The following is a 21,769-nucleotide window of genomic DNA, read 5'->3' on the forward strand; positions in this document are numbered from 1 at the left end:
ATGGATTGCGCCTGTCCTTACCCATCGCGCAGCATCCGGCTGCCGTCGACGTCAGCGGCGTTCCAATGATGGATGAGCCATCGTCTTATACCGTGTCCTCCGGCTACTTTCGGAAAGAGCAGTACAATAATTGGTCTGTCAGCAAGCTTTCATCGTGCAAGACAGCCACGCCGGGGTCATGGCTTTTTGTGAATGTACGGGTATCCGTTGAGTCCCTTCCGGAACAATAAATGCGTGAAGGTTGCAAATGAATATCTGGGAACAGGCCCTGGACCGTGATGCGAAGAGCCGAGCAGCTCTCTGGGTATTACGCAAGACACCAGAGACCGGGCGGTCGGACGGCAACAAGACAGAGTGCACAGGGGCTTATGCCCCTCCTCGGGGCGAGACCGGCCCGACGTCGCCCCGGTCGCTTCCCAATGATGCACATCTGCTAAGATCGATCCTCGAATTTTCTCCGGGAAACATCATTGTCGTCAATCAGGATGGCTTCGTGGTGTTTTGCAGCGAGGCGGCACGTCGCACCTTTGGCGGAAACAAACTGCGACTGGAAGGAACCAGGATTGCCGAGCTCCTTCCTGGCATCTCTATGTGCGGTGGGGCGGTGATGGCCCCGAGGCAAAACGCCGGTGCCGAGATTGCGCCAGTGACCCTGAAATGCGCGGATGGGGCGATCTGCCGGTTCGAGCTGTTCGAAAGGACGCTGAGCACGGAAAGCGGCCAGAAATATACCGCGATCACCCTCAATGACGTGAGCCGCAGGGTCGCGGCCGAGCGGCGTGTCCGCACCCTCGAACAGCGCTGGCATGCGGCGCTTGAAAACAGTGAAATCGCCGTCTTTGAATATGATCTGACATCCGGCGAAGAGATCGTGTCCGATGCCTGGTACAGACTTGTCGGCATTTCCGACCTGAAGGGCATGACCCACGAGCAGATGTGGATGAGCCGGGTCCACCCGGATGACCTCGCGCGGATTCTCCCGGCGGAACGGGCTTGCATCGAAGGTCGGTCTGAACGCGCCGTCAGCGAATATCGCCTGATCGGGGAGAGCGGTGATTGGCGCTGGATCAGATCAGTCTTCAAGGTTGTTCAACGCGACATGGACGGGCGCGCCCAGAAGATCCTGGGTACGATGTCGGACATCACGTCGCTGCGCGAGGCGACCGAAATTGCCGAGGCGAAGAAGGCCGACCTCAAGAGAATGATCCTCCGCGCGCCGCTTGCGATGGCTTACCTGGACGGGGCGGGCAAGATCCTCATGCTGAACGAGGCGGGACATGACCTTCTCGGACGCGCGGGGGAGGTGCTCTGCGGTCGAGACTTATGGGAACTGCTTGGCCCTTCCCTGGAAGGCGAAACCGGGAGTGAAATCTGTCGGAGGGCATCGGAAGATCCGCTCGGCTACAAGGAGAGAAAGACATTCCTGCGTCCTGACGGAACGCGCATTCGCTGCGTCATGACGGTCGCCGCCCTCAGTAGCGAGACATCGGGCGACGGCGCTTTCATTGTCGAACTCGTCGATATAACCGAACAGGAGCGTTTGGCCGACCTCAGAAATGAGTTCATTTCCCTCGTCAGCCATGAATTGCGAACGCCGATCGCGTCGGTCTACGGATCCGTCAGCCTGGTGAAGGGGGTTCTCAAGGATGATCCGCCGGAAGCAATTTCGCGACTGCTCGATGTCGCCAAGCGAAATTGCGAACGGCTGAAGCGACTCGCAGACGACTTGCTCGATGTCCAATACATCCATTCCGGCTGCTTCAAGTTGGATCTCGAGAACTCAGATATTTTGGAGATCGTGCGCGGCGCCGTGTCCTCGGCGGAACCGGCAGCAAGACGAAATGATGTAAGCTTTGCCATTTCCTGTGACGCGGAGGCCATCACGTCCGAAGTCGATCCTGCAAGGCTTGGCCAGGCAGTGGGGAACATTCTTTCGAATGCCGCAAAACACTCGCCGACCGGAGCGGAGGTCCAGGTGGATCTTCATGCCGACGACACGTGCTATCGAATTAGCGTCACCGACCATGGAAGCGGGATCGCCCCCGAATTCAGATCGCGCATGTTCACGCCATTCTCGCAGCAGGCGGAACACTCCACGCGCAAACACGAAGGATCCGGCCTGGGGTTGGTTATAGCGAAGGCGCTCGTCGAGGCGATGGGCGGCAAGATTGATTATGTGTCCGAGCCCGGTGTCCGGACGATGTTTTGGGTCGAACTTCCGATAAAGTGGTGAGTAGCCCCATATGACTGGTCTGGGTTGATTGTTAGTGCATGGCTGGTCTCGGTGCTACCGGGATGAGGCTTGCAGGTGTCGCTGGGTAGGCCGCGGCTGACCCGACACCTCGCAGACTCGACGGTCCTAAACATACCGATGGACCAGCTCAGTCGTAGAGGCTCAGTCAGCCTCGGTAATTCTGATTGGGAACTCCGGGCGGAGCTTGCCGGCACGCAATTTGCCGACCGTTGAAAGGCCATCCGGCGAGATGAGGGCGCTCCATCGGAGCGGTGTGCCAAGACGCGCAGGATCTGGCCGTTCCGGTCCCGCTGGAAGGCGCCGCTGCGGGGTCGGACGGACGCGTTGGCGCACTGCGCTTGATCTGCGTCATGGTTTCGGGCGCGCGCTCGGCCGACTGTCCTGGCGAGAGGTTCGGACGCAAGTCGCCATGCCGGAAGAACAGCCCGCTGACTTATGCATGATCCCGATCCGTGGCCCCGAGATCTCGGCGCGCCCGGAGTCCGTGCCTTGCCGCGCATTTTGCCATTGAGGAGGGCAGGCCATGTCCAACGGCTCAGAAACCGCACAGACGCACCCGGCTGACGATGCCGTCGACGTCCTGATCATCGGCGGCGGGCCCGGCGGCACTCCGGCAGCGATGGCCCTGGCGCAGGCGGGGCGGCGGGTGATGCTGGTCGAGGCCGGTCCGGGTCTTGGCGGCACCTGCCTGTTTTCGGGCTGCATTCCATCCAAGATCTTTCGTGAAACCGCCTTCCGCCGGTGGGAGGCCGCGCGTGCGTCGGAGTTCGGGCTTGGAAGCCCTTCCGGCGAGCCGCCGGCGGTCAATTGGGATGTGGTCCAGCGTCGACGTCACCAGATCCTCGCACAGCGTTCCGGCGGAGCGCTGACCAAGGCACGTAGCCTGCCGTCGCTGGAAGTCGTATTCGGCCGCGCACGGCTCACCGGCCCACGTACCGCTCGGATCGAAAGGGTCGGCGCGCCCGGTTGCTCCGTGCGCTTTGAACGGGCCATTCTGGCGACAGGCTCGATGCCGAGCCCGCTGCCAATTCCCGGCGTTGATCTGCCGGGGGTGCTCGATTCCGATCGTCTGATCGGCATCGGCTTTGTTCCCGAGTCGCTCGTCCTGATCGGTGGCGGGCCAATCGGGATCGAGATGGCACAGATCTTCGGGATGCTCGGCGCAAGGGTTTCGGTTCTCGAGGCCGCCCCGCGGATCCTCGGGCCGGTCGACGGTGTTCTGGCGAAGCTCCTCTCGGACCAGCTGGTCGCGACCGGGATCAGGCTGGAGACAGGCGTCAGCGTTGACCGCATCGACGGCAGTGAAGGTGCCCACCGTGTCCATTTCAGCCGCGCCGGCAGTCCTGACGTGATCGAAGCCCAGGTGGTGGCGATCGTGGCGGGGCGGCATCCCAATGTCGTTGGCCTCGGGCTCGAAACCACCGGCGTCAGACACGGCCCGCATGGTGTGATCGTGAACGCCGAACTCGAAACCGACGAGCCTGGCATCTTCGCGACCGGGGACCTCGTCGGCCATCCGATGTTCGCCCATTGGGCCACCGCCCAGGCCCTCGCCGTGGCAAGACATATTCTCGGAATGCCTGCCGCCTTTCCACGCCCGGAACACAACAGCGCAGTGATTTTCTCGCGACCGGAGATCGGGATGGCTGGGCTGACCGAGGAAGAGGCGAAGGCGCGGGGGCTCGATGTCGCCGCCGCCGAATACGATTACCGGATCGACGCCCGGGCCCAGATCGCCGGAGAGGTCCTGGGGCGGCTCCGCCTCATCTACCGGAGGGATGACCATCGCATCGTCGGTGTGCATGTGCTGGCCGAAGGCGCCGCCGATGTGACGGGTGAGGCTGCGCTTGTGGTTCGCAATGGCCTGACGCTTGAGCAACTGGCCGCAAGCATTCATCCCCACCCGACCCTGACCGAGGCATTCGGGCTGGCGGCGCAATCTGCGATCGCGGGTCAGCGCCGCGAGCCAGGCTGATCCACGGATGCGGCGATCGCGGCCCGGGTTTCCGGTTCGACCACCGTCCCCTGCCGGGATCTGCCCATGCACCATACCGGCGCGACAGGAACCGGCCCGCAGGCTTTCAAAGGAACTGGACCGGCACAGGGCAATTCGCGCCGGGTTCGAAAGGAAAGAACATGACTGCCGTTGCCCCGAAATACGAGCATTCCGTCCCCTGGTTCTGGCCTATGGCGGCCGCGATGGAGATGGAGGAGGCCGAGTTCCGCGCCGTCGAGGACGGGCTGCATTTCGTGCAGGCCGCTGCAGAGATCAGCAGCCCGCCCGAGCCGAGGTGGGCGACGAAGAACAGGGTCTTGATCGACCTGGACACCATGCGCGTCCGGGACTTTGGCGGCAGCGGCGGCGGCGTGCCCGTTGTCGTGGATGCGCCCTATGCCGGGCATTCCTCGACCATCGCTGACTATGCAAAGGGGCAGAGCCTTGTCGAGACGCTGCTCGGGGCCGGGCTAGGCCGGGTGCTGGTGACGGATTGGAAGGCCGCCACTGTCGAGATGCGGGATTTCAACATCGACAAGTATCTGGCGGAGATCAACGTCGTCGTGGATGACCTCGGCGGCACCGCGATCCTCGTGGGTCTGTGCCAGGGGGGATGGATGGCGGCCATGTACGCCGCCCGTTACCCCGAGAAGGTGCGGGCGCTGGTGCTGGCGGGATCACCCATCGATACCGATGCGGGGAACGGGCCGATCAAGCGACTGGCGCACCGGACGCCCCTCAAGCTCTACGAGGAGATGGTCGCGAGCGGTGAGGGCCGGATGCCTGGAAGCCTCATGCTGTCCGGCTGGAAGAACATGCATCCCGGCGAACAATACGTGGGCAAGTTCGTCGACCTCTATGCCCATATCGAGGAGCGGAATTACGTCGAGCGCACGGAGGCCTTCGAACGCTGGTACGAGAATCCGATCGACCTGCCGGGACGTTATTATCTTCAGGCGATCGACCTGCTCTTCAAACGAAATCTCTTCGCGAAGGGTCGGTTCACCGGCCTTGGAAGACGGCTTTCGCTTGGTGACATTACCTGTCCGCTCTACCTTCTGGCCGGGGCTTCCGATGACATCACGACCAAGGAGCAGGTGTTCGCTGCCGCCGATCTGGTCGGCACCGAAAAGAACCGGATTGAGCGGCGACTGGTGGATGGGGGGCACATCGGCCTGTTCATGGGCAAAAAGACCCTGACGGAGGCTTGGCCAGGGATTGGATCCTGGATCGGTGTCCAAGGCGGTTCAGCAGGGTCGCGCTGACGCGCGAAGACGAACGTCAGATCGAAGGACAGGCCGAACGATGTCGTCTAGAGGCCCTCGGGCAGCTTGGCCCGCATCGCCTCGCGCCGGTCGAACCGCTCGCCATCGGCGGTGAAGGTTCCGTCCCCGACGGCGTGAAGCAGCCTCGTGTCCGGCCGGTCGAGATCGATATGGGCTGCGACCCCCTGAAGGAGCACGAGATTCAGCCGCCCGACGATCTCCTCGACCCGGCATTCTATATTGGCGAGGCACTCCTGGATCAGGGGCGCCCTGACGTGGCGCGCGGCAAGAGGCGTGAGGCCAAACCGCGCGAACTTGTCGGTATCCGCGCCGGAGCACATCCCGATGCCGACGACGGTGTCGATCATGTCGGCGGTCGGGATGGTAAGCACGCACTCGCCGGTGCCCTTCAGTGCATGCCAGGAGTGGTTCCACGGCCCGGTGGTGAGCGCAAACTCGGCATTGAAGCCGCGGACCATCGTCCAGGTGATGGTCATGATGTTGGCCCTTGCGCCATCATGGGTCGTCACGAGGACCACCGGCCCGGGTTCAATCAGCGTGAAGGCGCGGGAGAGCGGCAACGGCTGCATCTTTGTCCTCATTCGGGCGGGGGATGGCTTGGGTGCATTGGCGGCATCGCCTTTTCCGTATCGATCTCGAGCCGTCCGTCGCGCAACCGGTAGATATGATCGAACCGGTCGAGGATCATCTCGTCATGGGTCACGACAATGATGGCGGCGTCCTGCTCCTGGGCGATCCGGCGCAGGAGATCCATCACGATCCGGGCGCGCTCGGAATCGAGGGGCGCCGTCGGCTCGTCGGCGAGGATGATGCGCGGCCGATTGGCCAGAGCGCGCGCGATCGCCACACGCTGCGCCTCTCCGCCGGAGAGCTGCGCCGGCATGGCATGCTTGCGATGCGCAACATCCAGATATTCCAGGAGCTGTGACGCCCGTTCGCGTGCAGTCGACCTGCCATATCCGGCAAGGTTCAGGACGACCGCGACGTTGTCTGTGCCGTCCAGGAAGGGAAGAAGGTTGGGGTATTGGAAGATGAAGCCGATCTTGTCGAGCCGCAGCCGGCGCAGGTCTGATTTCAGCCAGGCGTCATCGTAGACCAACGCACCATCGAGCGTGATGCGCCCGCCGCTCGGCTCCACGATGCAGGCGATGCAGTTGAGTAGGGTGGTCTTGCCCGAACCGCTTGGCCCCATGAGGCCGACGACCTGACCGGGATAGACCGTCATGTTGATGTCTCGCAGGGCGTCGACCTGCGCGCTGCCCTCGCCGAAATGCTTGGACAGATGCTCGATGCGTACGACCGGATCCTTGTCGGATTGTGGCATTGCTCTACCCGGTACCTGCCAGGGCCTCGGCCGGGTCCACCTTCAGGGCCAGCCGGATGCCCAGGGTGCTGGCGGCAAGACAGACCGCGACGGTGATGGCGAAGACAATCACGATGCTCTGGGGATCGAGGACCAGCCGGCGTGGGAAATATGGCTTGAAGACAAGAACCAGCACCAAGCCGGTGAAATAGCCGAAGATGCCCATGGACAGCGCCTGCTGCACGACAAGGCCGACGATGGTGCGATCGGGCGCGCCGATGAACTTGAGCGTGGCGATCGAGCGGACCTTGTCCATGGTCAGCGTGTAGATGATGAGCGCGATGATGACCGCAGAGACAATCACCAGGAGGATCATGATCATCATCTGCTGGCTGCGCGCTTTCTGGATGACGAACTTGCTCAGCAGCGTTTCCTGCTGCGCCTCGGTCAGTGTGGTCAGATGCTTCCATCGCGACAGGGCCGAGGCGACATCGCTGATGCGGACATGGGGTGACACCGTGGCGATGACCGCGTTGATCTGGTCGCTCGATGTGCCCCGGCCGCCGCGTGCCGCCTCCCGGCGCTCTGCTGGAGGCGCGAGCTCGAACTGCAGGGCCTGGGCGTCCCGAAGGGTGACATAGGCGACCGGATCACCGGAAGAGGTGACCTGCCCACGTGTCAGCCCGACGACGGTGAACGCGTGCCCATGTGTGCCCAGGGGGATGACCTGACCAAGCTTCAGCCCGGCAGAACGGTCCACGATCATCTCGTAGTGGTCGCGCATGATGTCGCGCCCGGTCATCAGCTTCGCCGGCCCGCCGGGCCGTCCCGGCTCGAAGCCGACGAGGAAGAACCGAAGCGGCTTGCCGTTGAGCTCGGTCTGGACCGACTGGTAGGTCACGGCCCCGGCGCCCGCAACGCCGTAGACCCGCGCCACAAGTTCGCGCGTGTCGCCGGAAATGCGCGAGCCTTCTGCGAAGGGGCCCTTGGTGCCCGCTTCCACGACCCAGAGATCGGCATGGGCAGCCCGGGCCTGCCGCAACGCGTCATCGACAAGGCCGCCATAGACGCCCGTAATCATGATGACGATGCCGAGAAGCAGGCTCAGCCCGAGGTTTGTCAGCACGAACCGCAGCAGATTGCGCCGGATGTCACGGTAGGCGAGGTTCATTGCCCGCGTCCGTTCACCACGTTCGCCGCCCGGCCGGCGCGCAGCCCGGCCCGCAGGACCGTGACGACGCGCGCACCCTCCGGAACGCCGCCCGTGATCTCGTAGCGCCCGTCGAGCAGCCGGTGGCCAAGAGTGGCCTTGTGTTGCTTCAGCTGGCCGTCCTCGACCGTCCACACCGTTCCGCTGTCCTTGGAGAGGTCGAGGATCGCCACCTCGGGCACGAGCAACGCCTGCGGCAGACGCATCGTGGTGACATAGGCCTCCGCCTGTTCGCCGAGATTGAAATTCTGCCGCGGGTTGCTGAAGGCAATCTCCACCTTGCGTTCCTCGTTTACGCGGTCGCTCTCGGGCTCGATCCGCGCGACCCGTCCGGCCAGCCGCTCGGTCGGATGGGAGCGCAGGACGATCGTCGCCGGCTGACCCACCTTGATGTCGCCGGCCTTGCTCTCGTCCACATAAGCGAGCACCCAGATGGATTTCGGGTCGACGAGGGTGAAGACCGACTCCCCGGCGGTCAGCGCCGAGCCAGGTTCCTCGTTCCGCGCCGTCACCATCGCGTCGTAGGGCGCGACGAGCGTGTAGTAGCTCAGGATCGCCGCCTGCTGCTGCTGCTGGGCCCTGGCGTCACTGATGTTGGCCCTGGCCACCAGCATCTCGCTTTGCGCGACGGTCACATCGGCCTTCGCGGCATCCTCGGAGGCTTGCGCCGCCTGGGCCGCTTCGACGGATGTCGTGTTGCCCTGCAAAAGCACCTGGCGGCGCTCGTTCACACTCCTTGCGTTTGCATAATTCACCTGGGCCTTGTCGAGGCTGGCCTGCGCCTTCGCCAGCCCGGCGTTGGCCTGTTCCACGGTCGCATCCGCCCGGGTGAGGACCGCCTTCTGCACACGATCGTCGAGTCGGGCGAGGACGGTGCCCTTGGCGACGCGGTCGCCGACGTCGGCGCGCAGGTCAACGAGCACGCCCGGCACCTGGAAGCCGATCTTCGAACTGACGCGCGCCTCCACCGTGCCAAGGCCGAAGACCTGGACCGGCACGTCCGTCGCGACACCGGCGGCTTCGACCGGAACGGGGCGAAGAAAGGCTGTCCAGAGCCCGAAGCCAACGCCAGCAACCAATACGACAAGCAAGACCACCGCGAAAACGCGGGCTCTTCTGCGCGCTTGCAGCCTTGCGCGCGCATTGCTGGCGCCCCGGCTTTCGGCAGGGGATGATTTTTGCAAATTGGATTCTGGCGCTTCCGGCACGAACGACCCCTGTCATGTGTGGCCCCTCGGCCTTTCTTTTCACGTCAGGGATAAGGACGCTTTGACATGCATCATCTGCCTGGCCGCCGCGCCCGACGGCACGGCGGTACTACGGCCCGCGCCGCGGCAGTTGCAGGGTAACCCTGAACGACATGGTTTGATCGCGGCGGTCACTCTCCTTGGGCGAACGAGGTCTGATATCTTAGGCCTCAGAGTTTCCAAGCCGTGAGGAGAACGACGATGACGGAGTATGTTGGTCTCGACGTATCTTCGAAAGAGGTTTCGGTCTGCGGGTGGATGCCAAGGGAGGCGTTCGGCGCCGAGCGGTACTGCCAACGGATCAAGAACGGATCGCGGCCTTCATCGCGGCCGAAGCGCCCCAGACGGAGCGCGTTGTCCACGAGAGCGGCATTCTTTCAACCTGGCTGACGCGGGAGCTGGAGCGGCGCGGCGTGTCGATACTGTGCATCGACGCCCGTCTGGCCAATAAGGTGCTTTCGGCGCGCTTGAACAAGTCCGACAAGGTCGATGCGGAGAGCCTGGCCCAGCTGGCGCGGACTGGCTGGCTCACCCGGGTCCACATCCACAGCGAGGCTTCGAACCACATCCGGGCCCCGGTCGGGGCGCGGGAGCGCCTCATCCGGATGCGCAAGGAGCTGGAGGCCCACCTGCGCGGCATGCTGAAGACCTACGGCATTCGCATGACGCAGGTCCATCAGGCCAAGGCCCGGCGCGGGTTTCGCGACCAGTTGTCGGAAACGGGTGCCGGTGACCCCGTGCTCCGGTTGCTGGCCGAGACGATGAGTCCGATTCACGGAATGCTTTGTGCGGCGACAGCAGCCCTCGACGGAGAATTGCTGGCGATCGCCCGGCGCAGCGAGCTCGAAGGGCGCCTTATGTCGGTCCCCGGCATAGGCACGATCACGGCGCTGGGCTTCGTCGCGACACTCGATGACCCCGCCCGGTTCCGCCGCGTCTCCGATGTTGGCGCCTTTCTCGGCCTCACACCACGACGATACCTGTCGAGCGAAGTTGACCGGCCGGGCTGCATCTCGAAATGCGGCGATGCCGATATGCGGCGGCTTCTGGTCTCCGCGGTGGCGACATTGATCACCCAGGTCGCCCGGTTTTCCCCACTCAAGGCCTGGACAGTCCGTCTCAGTGCCCGAAAGGGCTTCAAGAAGGCCGTCGTTGCCAGGGCGCGCAAACTGGCGGTGATCCTCTATGCGATATGGCGCGACGGCAGCGTGTTCAGATGGACAAAGGAGGCAACAGCGTATTCAAAGTATCCCGCCTGCGGAGAAGTGCGCGCCAGGCGTCCCTGGGACGGTGGCCGATCGATCTCAGCAAATCGGTCGAGGTGGTCATGACAAACCAACCTTGTGAACGACATTCCAGACGATCAGCCCCGCACGCGATCATGAAGCGTACAACCCGACTTCGGAGAGAACCATGCCCCGGGCGGACAACGGACCCACATCCCTTGACATCACCGCGATCAGAGAACCGTTCTGGGAGCCAATCATTGGTCGCGCCGGCCCGAGAACAGTCGCTGTGTCCGGCATCAGAGCCCGTGGGACATACCAGTTGAATTCATAACGGAGGGGTTCTGGCTCAATGTAACCGCCAAGGAGTGGAGATGAGACAGAAACCTGAAATGGCGCGGCCGACGGCGAACGCGGGATGAGCCGGGGTCAGCAGAAGCGGTTGAAGGCCCTATAGGCTGAGAACCAGCGGCTGCGGCGGGCGGTGTCCGATCTGATGCTGGACAAGATGATCCTGGTTGAAGCTGCCCATGGAGTAAAGGGCGTCCCGGAAACAGACCGGGGGGGCGGTTCAGCCCTGAACGGGTGGACCTCCTGAGTCGTTCACGCCGCCGGCGGTGCAACGGCTATGTGCGGCAGGCCCTCGGGATATCCGAGCGCCGGGCCTGCCGCACCTGGGGTCAGCATCGATCGACGCAGCGCAAGGTGCCCTACGGTAAGGGCGATGAAGAGCGGCTGACCGAGGACATCATCGAGCTGGCGCGAGCGTTCGGGGGCTATGGCTATCGAATGATCACCGGGATGCTGAAGAACGGAGGCTGGCATGTGAACCACAAGCGCGTCGAGCGGATCTGGCGGCGAGAATGGCTGAAGGTTCCGGAGAAGCAGGGCAAGCGGGGCCAGCTCTGGCTGATCGACGGGTCCCGTGTGCGGCTTCGGCCCGAGCACCCGAACCATTCCTGGTGGTGTGTCTTCGTCCGGGATCGCACCAAGGCGAAGGTGTCGGGCCCGGTGACGCCCGCGCGCAGGATCAACCTCGGGCCGAGGGCGCCGCTGTCGGCTAGCGTTAAGTCGCTCGCATCGCCGTTTGTTGCGCCGACAGAGGCGTAGGTCAGCCGTTTCCGCTCGAGCACCGCCGAGAGTGCGCCGCTGCGTCCAAACGCCCGCGTCTCCGAGGGCCCCGTGCCGGCGCTAGTGAGATACGACTTCGTCGCGTAGAGTTCCCGATCGACGACAACGGCGGGACTGACTCTGCTTATAGCTATACGAACCTCAAGAACTCCGGGCTGATGGGGCGCTGCCGAAGCTTCCCGCCCGTCTTCTTCCTTCGCTGAATGCGATCAGAATTCCCGAAGTTGTTTCGGATTGCCGATCCAGCTCGGACTTGCATCTGAACCCGGATTCGCCGTCAGGAAGCCGGAACAGGCGTATCAGATTCCGAGCCACCAACAAAATGGGCGGGCCGTTTGACGGCCCGCCCGACCGGGTTGAGGGTACAAAACAGCGGCGGCCCGATCACAGGGTGTTTTCGATCTCGACCAAAATCTTGCCCGTTTCCTCGGCAGGAAGCGAAGAGCGCTTGGCGAGTTCGATTACGACAAGGCTCCAGAGAGCCGTCAACAGGACGGCGGACCAGAAGCCGAGAATTCCGAAGCCTCCAAGATCGTGTCCGCTCAACGCCGAGATGATCCACATGCCGCCGAACCAGGCGCCTAGCCAACCGATGTGTTCCCAGCCAAAGTCGGCGGAACTCTCGTGAGCGATCAGGAAATAGTAGATCAGGTAGAGCGCGAAGATGACCAGGACGATCACGAACAGCCAGCTGACCGTGGTGAGGCCGCTCCAAAGGATGATCAGATCGCAGCAGATGAATGCGACGGGTGCGACGACGCTTGCACCCATCATCCGGAAGGGCCGGTGCAGATCCGGATGGTCTCGGCGCAGGATCAACAGGACGATCGGACCGAGGCCATAGGTCAGCGCGGTAATGTCACTGATGTAGTTGACCATCTTCTGCCAGGCCGGGAAGGGCAGGAGGAAAACCACCCCGATGGCCCACATGATTGCCACTGACACCCAAGGGACCTGTCCCCCATTAAGCTTCGTCAACACCTGCGGGCCGGCCTTCATTTCGCCGTTTGCAAACAGGATCCGCGAGCCACCGGTTACGTAGATAAGGCCGGTGCCGGCGGGAGAGATAGCCGCGTCGATATAGAGAAGCGTCGCCAACCAGCCAAATCCCAGCAGTGCGGCGAGGCCGGCGAAGGGCCCTTTGGAGCCGGGGAATTCTAGATGCCCCCAGCCATTGGCGACGTCCTGAGGCTTCAGCGAGTTCAGGAAGCCAATCTGGAGCAGGATATAGATGATCGCCGACAACACCACGGCGCCGATTACGGCGAGGGGAATGTTCCGCCCGGGGTTGGCGCTCTCCCCTCCGAGGTCGATCGCAGTTCTGAAGCCCAGAAAGCTGAAGACGATCCCCGCGGCGGGAAGCGCGATAAAGATGCCATTGGAGCTGTAGCTCTTAGGCGCCGCCGTCCATACGCTGGTCCCATGGGGCCAGAGAGGTCCGATCTGGCTCGCGCCCGCGAAGATAAGCACGATAGCCGTCAAGGCCGGAACGATGATCTTCCACCAGGTAACCGTGTTATTCACGGCCAGAAGCCAGCGGATGGCCAAGAGATTCAAGAGCGCCAGAATCCCCACAAGGACGGCGCAGGCGATGAAGCCAGTCGCTGTCAGCACGCCGTCATGCCCGACGAAATGGGGATAGAGATTGTTGGCATAGGTCACGATGCTTTCGGCTTCGACGGATGGCACGGCGACATAGGATAGAAATAGCATCCATCCCCAAATCCGTCCCAGGCCCTCGCCATGACTGGCATGGCTCATATGCACGAGCGCTCCGGAGCGGGGAAAGAGCGCTGCAAGCTCAGCAAAACAAAGGGCGACCAGCATTATGATGAACGCACCGATGATCCAGCTCCATAAACTGAGCGGACCGGCGATCTTTGAAGCATGGAGCGCCCCAAACAACCAGCCGGAACCTATCATGCTGGTCGTACTGGCAAATAGCAATCCAATGATACCTGCGTCGCGACGCAGCCCCTTTGCACTGCCCGTCTCAGATGAAGCCGACATGATATACACCTTCCTGCTTTGGTTTATATTCGTCGATGGGGTATGGTTGCTCCCAAACCTGATGGTTTTCAATAATTGTTTCGATTTTGCCCCGTTGCCGACGTTGTCGAACAACTGAGGAAATGCCCTTCCGGGGTTACCACACCCGATGATTTACGATGTAAACTATCAGAGGGTAAGGTCGGCGACCCTAAGGCGAGTTTGTTCATCTGTCATTTGTCAAAATTTTCCCTGCGAGACGATGCAACCTCTGCTTAAACCCAATTTTTTAAGGCCCATCACCTTCTGGGTGGGTCTTGAGCGGTGGCCGTGGAAGGGGCGCTGGATTTGAGCGCCGGACATTGGATGGGGTCAACGCACTTGCCTTGCCATGCGTGCTGTCTCGGTAACGTTGCCAAATGGAATCTGCTCCCCGAAATCCCTGAGGGTAACGGAGGAGTGAATGAAGGGAGACGGAGTCATCGCCGTGACGGAAGCATCAAATATATGCACAATGGCGTGAGCGGAGACCTGATCTTACCGGATGATGGCTCACCCACCTTCCCAGGTTATATCAGATTGGGCGAGGCCGCTTTACCGTCGCACCGCCTCTGAATCTGAAGGTCCGAATGGAATTCGAGGAGCGGGTCGTGGGCAATTTCAAAACCGTATCTAAAGCTCCCGGGCGATCAATTTCATTACATGGAAAGGTAATGATAGTGCTGACAACCCGGATTTGGCTGGCCCTTTTGCGATCAAAACCGGGAAACAGCCAAGTTTAACGGGAAGCGGGATTTGGAAATCTGCCGGGAGATGGCGGTGCCAGCCGGCGCGAACTGCTGCGCCACGTCTACATCCCGGCGGCAGCAAGCTGGATCCTGTCGTTGCTGCGCGCCTCGGTGGGCTTCGCCATCGTCGGCACGATGATCGGGGAATACCTCGGCGCCTCGGCCAGGGCTTGGGTACCTGATCTCTCTGGCCGAGGGGAACTTCAAGCCGACAGGTGTGTTCGCAGGGATCGTGATCCTCGCCGCCTTCGTGCTGGTGATCGACGTGGTCCTCGCCTTCGTGGAGAAGCCGCTGATCACCTGGAGGCCGAAGGCTCAGGAGGTGCAGACGACCTGACGCGGGACGCACGAACCGGCCGTCACGGACCTTAATTCGAAGAGGCAGGTCAGACATCAAGCGGCGGGTAGCTCTTCGCCCGCCACGTTTCGAACGGCATGCGGGTGGGCTCGGACTTGTCCGGTCTCAGTGGGTGGCCTAGTTGATCGGATACTTCAGATGCCTCTGAAGGAAGGCGTGCCTCACTTCAGCGTCCTGACGGGCGCGTGCCCGCAGATCGAAACCCTGCCGCTGTACGCCGCCCGGCAAGGTGAAATTCTGGATGGAGCTGACCATGGGAGACCGAGACGATGCGCATCAATGAGGACCTGACCCGGCCCGTGACGGTCCATGCCGCCGGTCTCGACTGGGTGCCGAGCCCGGCCAAGGGGGTAGACCGCAAGATGCTCTACCGGGAAGGCGATGAGGTGGCGCGGGCCACCTCGATCGTGCGCTACGCTCCGGCCAGCGCCTTTCCCCCGCATGTGCATCATGGCGGCGAGGAGATCCTCGTGCTCGATGGCACGTTTCAGGACGAGCACGGCGACTATCCCGCCGGCTGCTATTTCCGAAACCCTCCCGGCACCGCGCACAGCCCCGCTGCCGCCGATGGCTGCACGATCTTCGTCCGCCTCTGGCAGTTCCGTGAGGGCGACGCCGCTCAGATCGTCCGCCAGCCGGGGGAGGGCGACCCCGCGCCGCCGCGCGAGGGTGCCGTCTCGGCACGGGTGCTCTTCGATGACGGAGCGGAGCGCGTTCTGCTTGAAGAGTGGCGGGCAGGCGCCGGGATGACTATCCCGAACGAGCGGGGGCTGGAGATGCTGGTCGTTTCGGGAGAGATCGTCATGCAGGGAGAAACCTTGAGGGCGCAAAGCTGGGCCCGTCTGCCCGCCGGTCTTGCCCTCGTGGCGACCTGCGGCACCCAGGGCGCGCGGGTCTGGCTGAAGGATGCCGCGCTTCAGCCCCCGGACGTTCTCCGGATGCCAGACTGATCCGGAGAAGACAGCAATGACGGATACACAGGTGGCCATCCTTGGCGGCGGTCTTGCCGGGCTCAACGCGGCGCGGCTGCTCCACCGGGCGGGGGTGGAGTTCCAGCTGTTCGAGGCGCGGGATCGGCTCGGCGGGCGCATCCTGACGGTCGATGCGACGGGTGGCCCTGCCGATGATGGCTTCGACCTCGGCCCGTCGTGGTTCTGGCCCCTGATGCAGCCTGCCATCGGCAAGCTTGTCGAGGAACTCGGCCTGCCGGTCTTCGCCCAGAGCAGCGATGGCGATGTCGTCTTCGAGCGCATGTCCCGGGAACCGGCCCAGCGATACCCCGGCTTGAGGCAGGAACCTCAGTCGATGCGGCTTGCCGGGGGCTCCGGGGCCTTGATCCGCGCGATGGCCGGGACGGTGCCGAAAGAACGGCTGTGCCTCGGCTCCCGCGTCACCAGCCTGTCGCTGCACGATGACCGGGTGCAACTGACAATCCGGCGCCTCGATGGCGGCGAACACAGGGTTAATGCCGACCAGGTGGTTGCAGCGCTGCCGCCCCGCATTCTGGCCGAGACAATGGCCCTTTCGCCAGGCTTGCCGCCCGAGACGTCTGCCCTCTGGCGAGAAACACCGACCTGGATGGCGCCCCACGCGAAGTTCTTCGCGCTTTACGACAGGCCCTTCTGGCGCGACGCCGGATACTCCGGAACGGCACAGAGCATGGTCGGCCCGATGCCCGAAATCCACGATGCCACGACCGCTTCCGGCGAGGCCGCACTCTTCGGCTTTCTTGGCGTGAGCGCGGCTGAACGGCGGCGGCTAGGGGAGGCGGCGCTTGCCGAGGCGTGCGTTGCCCAGCTCGTCCGGATATTCGGAGCCGAGGCTGCGGCACCGCACGCGACCCTCTACAAGGACTGGGCCGCTGACCCGTACACCGCGGCGGCGTCAGACCTGAACGCCTCCGGCCACCCGGAATTTGCCGCATCCTGGGTAGAGGGCCCGTGGGCCGACTGGCTCCTGCTGGCCGGAAGCGAAACGAGCCCGAGCGAGGCAGGATACCTGGCCGGCGCGGTCGAGGCTTCAGCCAAAGCCGTGGCCGAGGTCAAGCGGCGCCTGCGCACGGAAGAGACGCTGCGTTGAGACAAATGCGCCGAGCCGCGATCCGTGTGTCGTGGCGGGGTCGGCCGTCGATGCCCGCCTGCTTCCCCTGAGCGCCGGCATGAAAGACGACCCGGCGCGGACGAAGAGCCCAGGGCAACCGCAGCATCGTCACCCCGAAGGGCTTGGTCCCGATCCGGCGACATGCTGCGCAGCCGCCCGAGTGGCCTCTCGACAACAGTCCTCGAACGAATTGCCGAACAGGAGGCTGGCAGCAAACTGGCCGGTGAACGTATCCCCGGCCCCGTGGGTGGAGACGACATCGACCGGCTCGGCGGGGATCTCGAAGCTCCGCCCATCGCTTGAACAGATGCGCCGCCGGGGGCGTATCTAGCTCAGAATCTTGCCGGGGCAGCTTAAGCCAAGATCATCTTGTCCAGAGGCAGATCGGAGACCGCTCGACGCAGCCGCTGGTTCTCGGCTTCCAGGGCCTTCAATCGTTTCAGCTGATCCCGGCTCATCCCTCGTTCGCCGTCGGGCTCGGATCGATGGCGCCTGCCGGCTCAATCCTTGCGCCGGTGGTAGCGGGTCTGAACCTTCACTCCGATCTGGCGAACCGCCTTAGAGACCGACTTCCCCTGACCCTGCAGAAGCTCAACCTGCCGCAGCTTTAGCACGATCTCCTCCGGCTTGCCTCACTTCCAAGCCATTCTTGGTCCGCCTGAAATCGGGATAACTCTATCCCGGTTGGTGGACCACTTCAGTGGGAGCACTCCGGGGATTTATTGCGTCAGCCTAAGGTGCTGGATGTTGGTAGCAATCTTGGCAAAGACCGTCGAGATATCGGTGCCCTGGGCGTTGAAATAGAAGGAGGGCGCTGTTGCGCAGTCCCGAAGCATTGCCGCCCCATGGGTCGAGGTCTGAAAGCCGATCGAATATATTATGATGCCTGCTTTCTTGGCGGCCGTGCAGATGGTTTGCAGGTTGTTGTCCATGGTAGTGGAGTCGGTCTGCGTGGTGATCTTGTTCCACAGGTTGTGGCTGGCGCCGTATCCATATGCTGCGCCATAGATGTAGTCGGCGTAATAGAGTGTCGACATCTTGGCCCAGAGTTGCGGATAGGTGAGATTTACCGCGCCATTGGGATAACCGGCATCCCCCTTCCGATTGCCGTACGGAGCCGAGCGCCATCTGTGCTTTGCCAACGAAAAATACTGCGTCCCTCCGGGGTTGGAGAATGAAAACGCAGCGTCCCCACTGCGCTTCGCATCGTACCAGACCGGAGAATTGCCGGTGCGGTAGGCCGGCGCGAGATCGTAGCGCGTCGTGTTCTCGCCGTCGGACATGACGATAAGCGCCTTCATGTCGTTGCTGTCGCTATAGGCCACAGGCCGCCCGGCATAGGTTGATGAAAGCTGGCCCTTGGAGATCATCGCGTCGACGACGGGTTGAAAGGACGGGTCAAGCGTCGCAGCAGCCCATTTCACACCGGTGTCGATGGAGGTGTTGCCGCCGGCGGTCATTCTGTCGATGGTCGATTTAAGGGCCGCCGGATCCGCCGAAAAGACGACCGAGTCGCGGTTGGAACTCGAATTGCAGTCGGGCATCAGGTTGTTGAGCGACATCGTGTAGCCCGGATCGTAGTAGGGCACGCGAACAAGCGTTGCCGTGGTGCTGATCGCCGGTGTCGTGAAGTCGAGAGAAGAATCTTCGACGCATTTGCGCGGCGAGGCATCCGGGGTCGACGTGACTTTCAAATCGGACAACAGCTCGTTCCCGATGTCCAGATGCGAGTCATACGGAAGGATCGACATGGTGATCGTGCCGGGGGCAGAGTTCGTGTACATCGTGTCCACAAAAGAGTCCGCGGCTCCCTTGAGCCCCTCGATCTTGCTTGTGCCGGTGCCGTACATCGGCTCGCTCATCGATCCGGAATTGTCGAGTGCAAGCGCAATCTCGACGTTACCGATGCTCTGGACCGCAGTCGCGGCCTCCGGCGTCGTAAGGTGATTGATCCCTTCCAGCCGCATGAAGAAAGTCGGAATTGTGGAGCTGGCTTGAACCGAGACCTGGCGAGAGAATGTCGACGAAGTCACCGATATAGATTTGAGATACTTCGATACGCCGGCCTTGTTGAAATAGTCGCTGACGACTGCCTTTGGGCCCAGCGTCTGATCCAGGTTGGCGGCCGCAAGAACCGCCGTATCGGCGACATCCTGCACCTCGGTGCGGATCTCTTCAGAGTGCATGACGTCGACCGCGATACCTCCCACCATCATAATGAGAACGGCCAGATAGATCCCGAATACTGTCACTGAGCCGTGTTCGGAGCGGCGGAAGGCCCCGAGGCGGGATCGCGCTTTCGACAAGCGAATGCCAATGCCGGTAGGGAGCATGACGCTATTCATGTCGACCCCTTTCTGGTGCCGTTTTGCTTCGATCCGGCCGCGCCGGTAATGCGGCACACCACGCTCTTCCTGTCGGCGCGGCTTTTTCATTGCGGCATCACGGGGCGATAATAAGGCGACATTGGGCGGCGCCATCACAATCCGTTGATCGCACCCCCGCGCTGTCCGGGAAGTAAAACATCTCAATGCCCGTGGGTACCTGAGCCGAGTTCGAATAGGCCGGCATCTGAAAACCAGCGCCTAGGGTCAGGACCCATGGATCGGCTTGCGGTCGTTCTGCTGGCGTGATTCACGCTCCCTGACTGACGGGGGCATGATGGACAATTTTTTCTGGCTGACCGATCAGCAGATGGCGCAGCTGCAGCCGTTCGTCGGGCAGGCAGTCCCCCGGACTGTTTTCTAGCCCTCCTCACTTCCCTAGAGCCATGGCGGGCCGAGGATTGATGACCGGCGAGCGTTAAGCGGGATAATCTTCATCAAACGCAATGGGTTGCGGTGGCGCGATGCGCCGGCTGCTTATGGGCCGCCGAAGACCGTCCAAAGCCGATGGAACGCTGGAGCGAGATGGGCATGTTCGCCAGGATCTTCGAGGGGCTGGCCGCGGAAGCACCCTATAAGATGACGATCATGATCGACGTGAGCAGGCGAACGCAATGCGTTCGAGTGAGCCTGCGCAAGTAGGCGAAAATGCCTGACCGGGGCGTCCCCGTTACCGAAGTCCTGACCCTAGTTGCAGATCGGTCGCCATTTGACCCTCCTCAAGGGCCAGGAGCACCCCCAACTCGCCAAACAACTCCAAGACCGCACCGTCTTGTTACGGCTGAACAGCTGTCTTCTCGATCAGAGCGCCGGGACCGATCCGCCAAGAGTGCACAGTTGCCCTCAACGCACCTGCGGCAGGGGCTGCTTTCGAAGAAGGTTGTTCTGATCAATCATGTAATCGGCGGACACGTGAAACGCGGCGCCGCCAAGAGCGCGAGCAATATCACCGAAGTGGCCGGCCTCGATCTCCGGCCTATAGACGCCTTGCAGATCCAGCTGATCCAGCCGCCGGCCCACCTCCTGGAAAAGCCGTGTGCGGATGGCGCCCGGAAAAGCCCCGTCGATGACGACGGCTTCAAAATCGATGACGGCCTGGGTCGAGACGATGGCGTGGGCAAGACTTCGGCCCGCGCGAGCGATCCAGGTCGACAATGCCGGTTCTAGGCTTCTCCAGTCGGCGCCCTGGGTATCGAGCAGATCGGGATCTGTCCCCTGGCCGGTCAAGAGCCGCTCGAGAATGATCAGCGAGGCATGGTCTATAAGCCTGTGGCCGCCGGGTTCATCGGGGATCCTGAGTGGCCCGAACCCGCCGGAATTGGCGCGGCTTCCTGTAAAGACGCTGCCATTCAGGACGATGCCGCCGCCGATCAAGGTGCCAACAAAGAAGTAGATGAAGTTCTGCGTCTGTCTTGGTGGACCGAAGACCAACTCGGCGCGGCAGGCCGCGGTGCCATCGTTTTCTATCGAGACGGGGCCGGGAAGGAGGCCGCGGAGTTCCGACGCAACATCAAAACCGTTCCATGCGTCCATCCGCTCTTGAGGAGCGTCGAAATCCGCGGTCCAGTGCCACAGCTCGGTAGGCATCGCGACGCCGAGGCCCGAGATATCCTCCCGCCGCCGCTTTGCGGACCGCAGGAGAGGGCGCAGGTTCGACCTGACAAAATCGATCGTGCCGGCGGGCGTCGGATAAGCGTGTCGGTGCGTGCGCCTTGCGCTCACCGCCCCGGCGAAGTCAACGAGCACCATGTCGAAGCTTCTGCGTCCAATCTTCAGCCCGACATAGTGGCGCGCTTCGGGATTGATGCGCATCGGGACGGAGGGCTGGCCCACACGGCCGCGAATTGGGTCTCCGCGCAGCAGGAGCGCTTCAGCTTCGAGGGCATTGAAGATGACCGACACGGCATTGGGCGAGAGGCCGGTCGCAAGGGTCGCCTCCGCCTTGGTCACGGTGCCGTACTGGCGGACCAGATGCAGGACGAGGCGTTCGTTGAAGCCCCGGACTGTCAGCTGATTGGAGCCCCTGAGCGGCGTCGACTTCAGCAGCTCGTCTTTGTCGGAACGGTCCATTCGGCTTCTGGTCCAATGGCTTGGGCGGGCTTGCTTGGATGCGACCTTGGGATGGTCGCCGCAGCTTACGCATCAGGATGGTTCCGAACAAGAGTCTTTATCTCATTTGGTTATTTATACTTCATTCGAAAGTTTTTATTGACATGGCAGCCACCCCAACTGTACCGCATAACCCGCCGCAGACGTGGGAGGAGTGGTTTCCGCTTGGAGCGGCGAGTGGCAAGTTCCACGGGTCAAATGCAAGGATGCAGACGAATAATAACTTCATCTAAAAGTATTAATTGGCCCATCGGAACAAATCTTCAAAGGAGAGGATCATGAAAAACGGACACATGGGTATCATAGGGCTTCTGGCATCTCTGGCGCTTGGCGTGGCCGCGCCTGCTATGGCGGCGCCCGTGAAGGCCTGCCTGATCACCAAGACCGA

Annotated in this window: 15 protein-coding genes and 3 pseudogenes; 9 read left to right on the plus strand and 9 right to left on the minus strand. The window is 62.5% G+C overall.

What is annotated here, in order from left to right; genetic code table 11:
* The 4 genes from EIP85_RS23105 to EIP85_RS21790 all read left to right on the plus strand — a co-directional run.
* The coding region (locus tag EIP85_RS23105; RefSeq protein ID WP_206615623.1) for a hypothetical protein at positions 1-230 on the plus strand (230 nt) is incomplete at its 5' end.
* A gap of 17 nt (positions 231-247) precedes the next feature.
* On the plus strand, positions 248-2,233 hold the full coding sequence (locus EIP85_RS21780) for a PAS domain S-box protein (protein WP_127904317.1): 1,986 nt from the start codon (positions 248-250) through the stop codon (positions 2,231-2,233).
* Positions 2,234-2,777: 544 nt separating this feature from the next.
* Positions 2,778-4,229, plus strand: a complete 1,452-nt coding sequence (locus tag EIP85_RS21785; protein ID WP_127904318.1) for a dihydrolipoyl dehydrogenase family protein — start codon at positions 2,778-2,780, stop codon at positions 4,227-4,229.
* Positions 4,230-4,390: 161 nt separating this feature from the next.
* Positions 4,391-5,515, plus strand: coding sequence for an alpha/beta fold hydrolase (locus tag EIP85_RS21790; protein WP_127904319.1), 1,125 nt, complete (start codon positions 4,391-4,393; stop codon positions 5,513-5,515).
* Positions 5,516-5,562: 47 nt separating this feature from the next.
* Here the strand turns inward: EIP85_RS21790 and EIP85_RS21795 are convergent, their stop codons facing one another.
* The 4 genes from EIP85_RS21795 to EIP85_RS21810 are packed head-to-tail and all read right to left on the minus strand — an operon-like array spanning position 5,563 to position 9,146.
* Positions 5,563-6,105: a flavin reductase family protein gene (locus EIP85_RS21795; protein ID WP_127904320.1), complete on the minus strand. Its 543-nt coding sequence runs from the start codon at positions 6,103-6,105 to the stop codon at positions 5,563-5,565.
* An 8-nt stretch (positions 6,106-6,113) separates the two neighbouring features.
* Positions 6,114-6,860, minus strand: coding sequence for an ABC transporter ATP-binding protein (locus EIP85_RS21800; RefSeq protein ID WP_127904321.1), 747 nt, complete (start codon positions 6,858-6,860; stop codon positions 6,114-6,116).
* A gap of 4 nt (positions 6,861-6,864) precedes the next feature.
* Positions 6,865-8,010, minus strand: a complete 1,146-nt coding sequence (locus EIP85_RS21805; RefSeq protein ID WP_127904322.1) for an ABC transporter permease — start codon at positions 8,008-8,010, stop codon at positions 6,865-6,867.
* Positions 8,007-9,146: an efflux RND transporter periplasmic adaptor subunit gene (locus tag EIP85_RS21810; RefSeq protein ID WP_164871857.1), complete on the minus strand. Its 1,140-nt coding sequence runs from the start codon at positions 9,144-9,146 to the stop codon at positions 8,007-8,009. Before EIP85_RS21810 ends, EIP85_RS21805 begins: the two co-directional genes overlap by 4 nt.
* 404 nt (positions 9,147-9,550) lie before the next feature.
* On the opposite strand from EIP85_RS21810, the gene EIP85_RS21815 reads away from it, so the two are divergent.
* Positions 9,551-10,627 (plus strand): IS110 family RNA-guided transposase, encoded by a 1,077-nt coding sequence (locus EIP85_RS21815; protein ID WP_241560142.1) that lies wholly within the window; start codon positions 9,551-9,553, stop codon positions 10,625-10,627.
* A 310-nt stretch (positions 10,628-10,937) separates the two neighbouring features.
* Positions 10,938-11,512: pseudogene (locus EIP85_RS23365) on the plus strand (IS3 family transposase); the annotation flags it as partial.
* A 525-nt stretch (positions 11,513-12,037) separates the two neighbouring features.
* On the opposite strand, the gene EIP85_RS21825 reads toward EIP85_RS23365, so the two are convergent.
* Positions 12,038-13,777: an APC family permease gene (locus EIP85_RS21825; RefSeq protein ID WP_206615624.1), complete on the minus strand. Its 1,740-nt coding sequence runs from the start codon at positions 13,775-13,777 to the stop codon at positions 12,038-12,040.
* Between the two features lie 1,280 nt (positions 13,778-15,057).
* On the opposite strand from EIP85_RS21825, the gene EIP85_RS21835 reads away from it, so the two are divergent.
* Both EIP85_RS21835 and EIP85_RS21840 read left to right on the plus strand, forming a co-directional pair.
* The gene (locus EIP85_RS21835; protein WP_127904325.1) at positions 15,058-15,738 is read left to right on the plus strand and encodes a cupin domain-containing protein; all 681 of its coding nucleotides are present in this window, start codon (positions 15,058-15,060) and stop codon (positions 15,736-15,738) included.
* Between the two features lie 31 nt (positions 15,739-15,769).
* Positions 15,770-16,867: a flavin monoamine oxidase family protein gene (locus tag EIP85_RS21840; RefSeq protein ID WP_206615625.1), complete on the plus strand. Its 1,098-nt coding sequence runs from the start codon at positions 15,770-15,772 to the stop codon at positions 16,865-16,867.
* 129 nt (positions 16,868-16,996) lie between these two features.
* On the opposite strand, the gene EIP85_RS23560 is transcribed toward EIP85_RS21840, so the two are convergent.
* The 3 genes and pseudogenes from EIP85_RS23560 to EIP85_RS21850 all read right to left on the minus strand — a co-directional run bounded on the left by EIP85_RS23560 (position 16,997) and on the right by EIP85_RS21850 (position 19,323).
* On the minus strand, positions 16,997-17,215 hold the full coding sequence (locus EIP85_RS23560; protein ID WP_127904330.1) for a PfkB family carbohydrate kinase: 219 nt from the start codon (positions 17,213-17,215) through the stop codon (positions 16,997-16,999).
* Positions 17,216-17,247: 32 nt separating this feature from the next.
* Positions 17,248-17,505: pseudogene (locus EIP85_RS23565) on the minus strand (hypothetical protein); the annotation flags it as partial.
* A gap of 102 nt (positions 17,506-17,607) precedes the next feature.
* Positions 17,608-19,323: a TadE/TadG family type IV pilus assembly protein gene (locus EIP85_RS21850; protein ID WP_164871859.1), complete on the minus strand. Its 1,716-nt coding sequence runs from the start codon at positions 19,321-19,323 to the stop codon at positions 17,608-17,610.
* Positions 19,324-19,549: 226 nt separating this feature from the next.
* Here EIP85_RS21850 and EIP85_RS21855 point away from each other — a divergent pair.
* Positions 19,550-19,875, plus strand: a pseudogene (locus EIP85_RS21855) (transposase); the annotation flags it as partial.
* Between the two features lie 240 nt (positions 19,876-20,115).
* Here the strand turns inward: EIP85_RS21855 and EIP85_RS21860 are convergent.
* The gene (locus tag EIP85_RS21860; protein ID WP_127904328.1) at positions 20,116-21,342 is read right to left on the minus strand and encodes an ROK family protein; all 1,227 of its coding nucleotides are present in this window, start codon (positions 21,340-21,342) and stop codon (positions 20,116-20,118) included.
* Between the last annotated feature and the right edge of the window lie 427 nt (positions 21,343-21,769).

The organism is Solirhodobacter olei (assembly GCF_004010155.1).
Lineage (GTDB): Bacteria > Pseudomonadota > Alphaproteobacteria > Rhodobacterales > Rhodobacteraceae > Solirhodobacter > Solirhodobacter olei.

Bases quoted from the DNA above. Each gene is read 5' to 3' on its own strand.
- EIP85_RS21780 (WP_127904317.1), top strand. From the start codon at position 248: ATGAATATCTGGGAACAGGCCCTGGACCGTGATGCGAAGAGCCGAGCA.
- EIP85_RS21785 (WP_127904318.1), top strand. From the start codon at position 2,778: ATGTCCAACGGCTCAGAAACCGCACAGACGCACCCGGCTGACGATGCC.
- EIP85_RS21790 (WP_127904319.1), top strand. From the start codon at position 4,391: ATGACTGCCGTTGCCCCGAAATACGAGCATTCCGTCCCCTGGTTCTGG.
- EIP85_RS21795 (WP_127904320.1), bottom strand. From the start codon at position 6,105: ATGCAGCCGTTGCCGCTCTCCCGCGCCTTCACGCTGATTGAACCCGGG.
- EIP85_RS21800 (WP_127904321.1), bottom strand. From the start codon at position 6,860: ATGCCACAATCCGACAAGGATCCGGTCGTACGCATCGAGCATCTGTCC.
- EIP85_RS21805 (WP_127904322.1), bottom strand. From the start codon at position 8,010: ATGAACCTCGCCTACCGTGACATCCGGCGCAATCTGCTGCGGTTCGTG.
- EIP85_RS21835 (WP_127904325.1), top strand. From the start codon at position 15,058: ATGCGCATCAATGAGGACCTGACCCGGCCCGTGACGGTCCATGCCGCC.
- EIP85_RS21850 (WP_164871859.1), bottom strand. From the start codon at position 19,323: ATGAAAAAGCCGCGCCGACAGGAAGAGCGTGGTGTGCCGCATTACCGG.
- EIP85_RS21860 (WP_127904328.1), bottom strand. From the start codon at position 21,342: ATGGACCGTTCCGACAAAGACGAGCTGCTGAAGTCGACGCCGCTCAGG.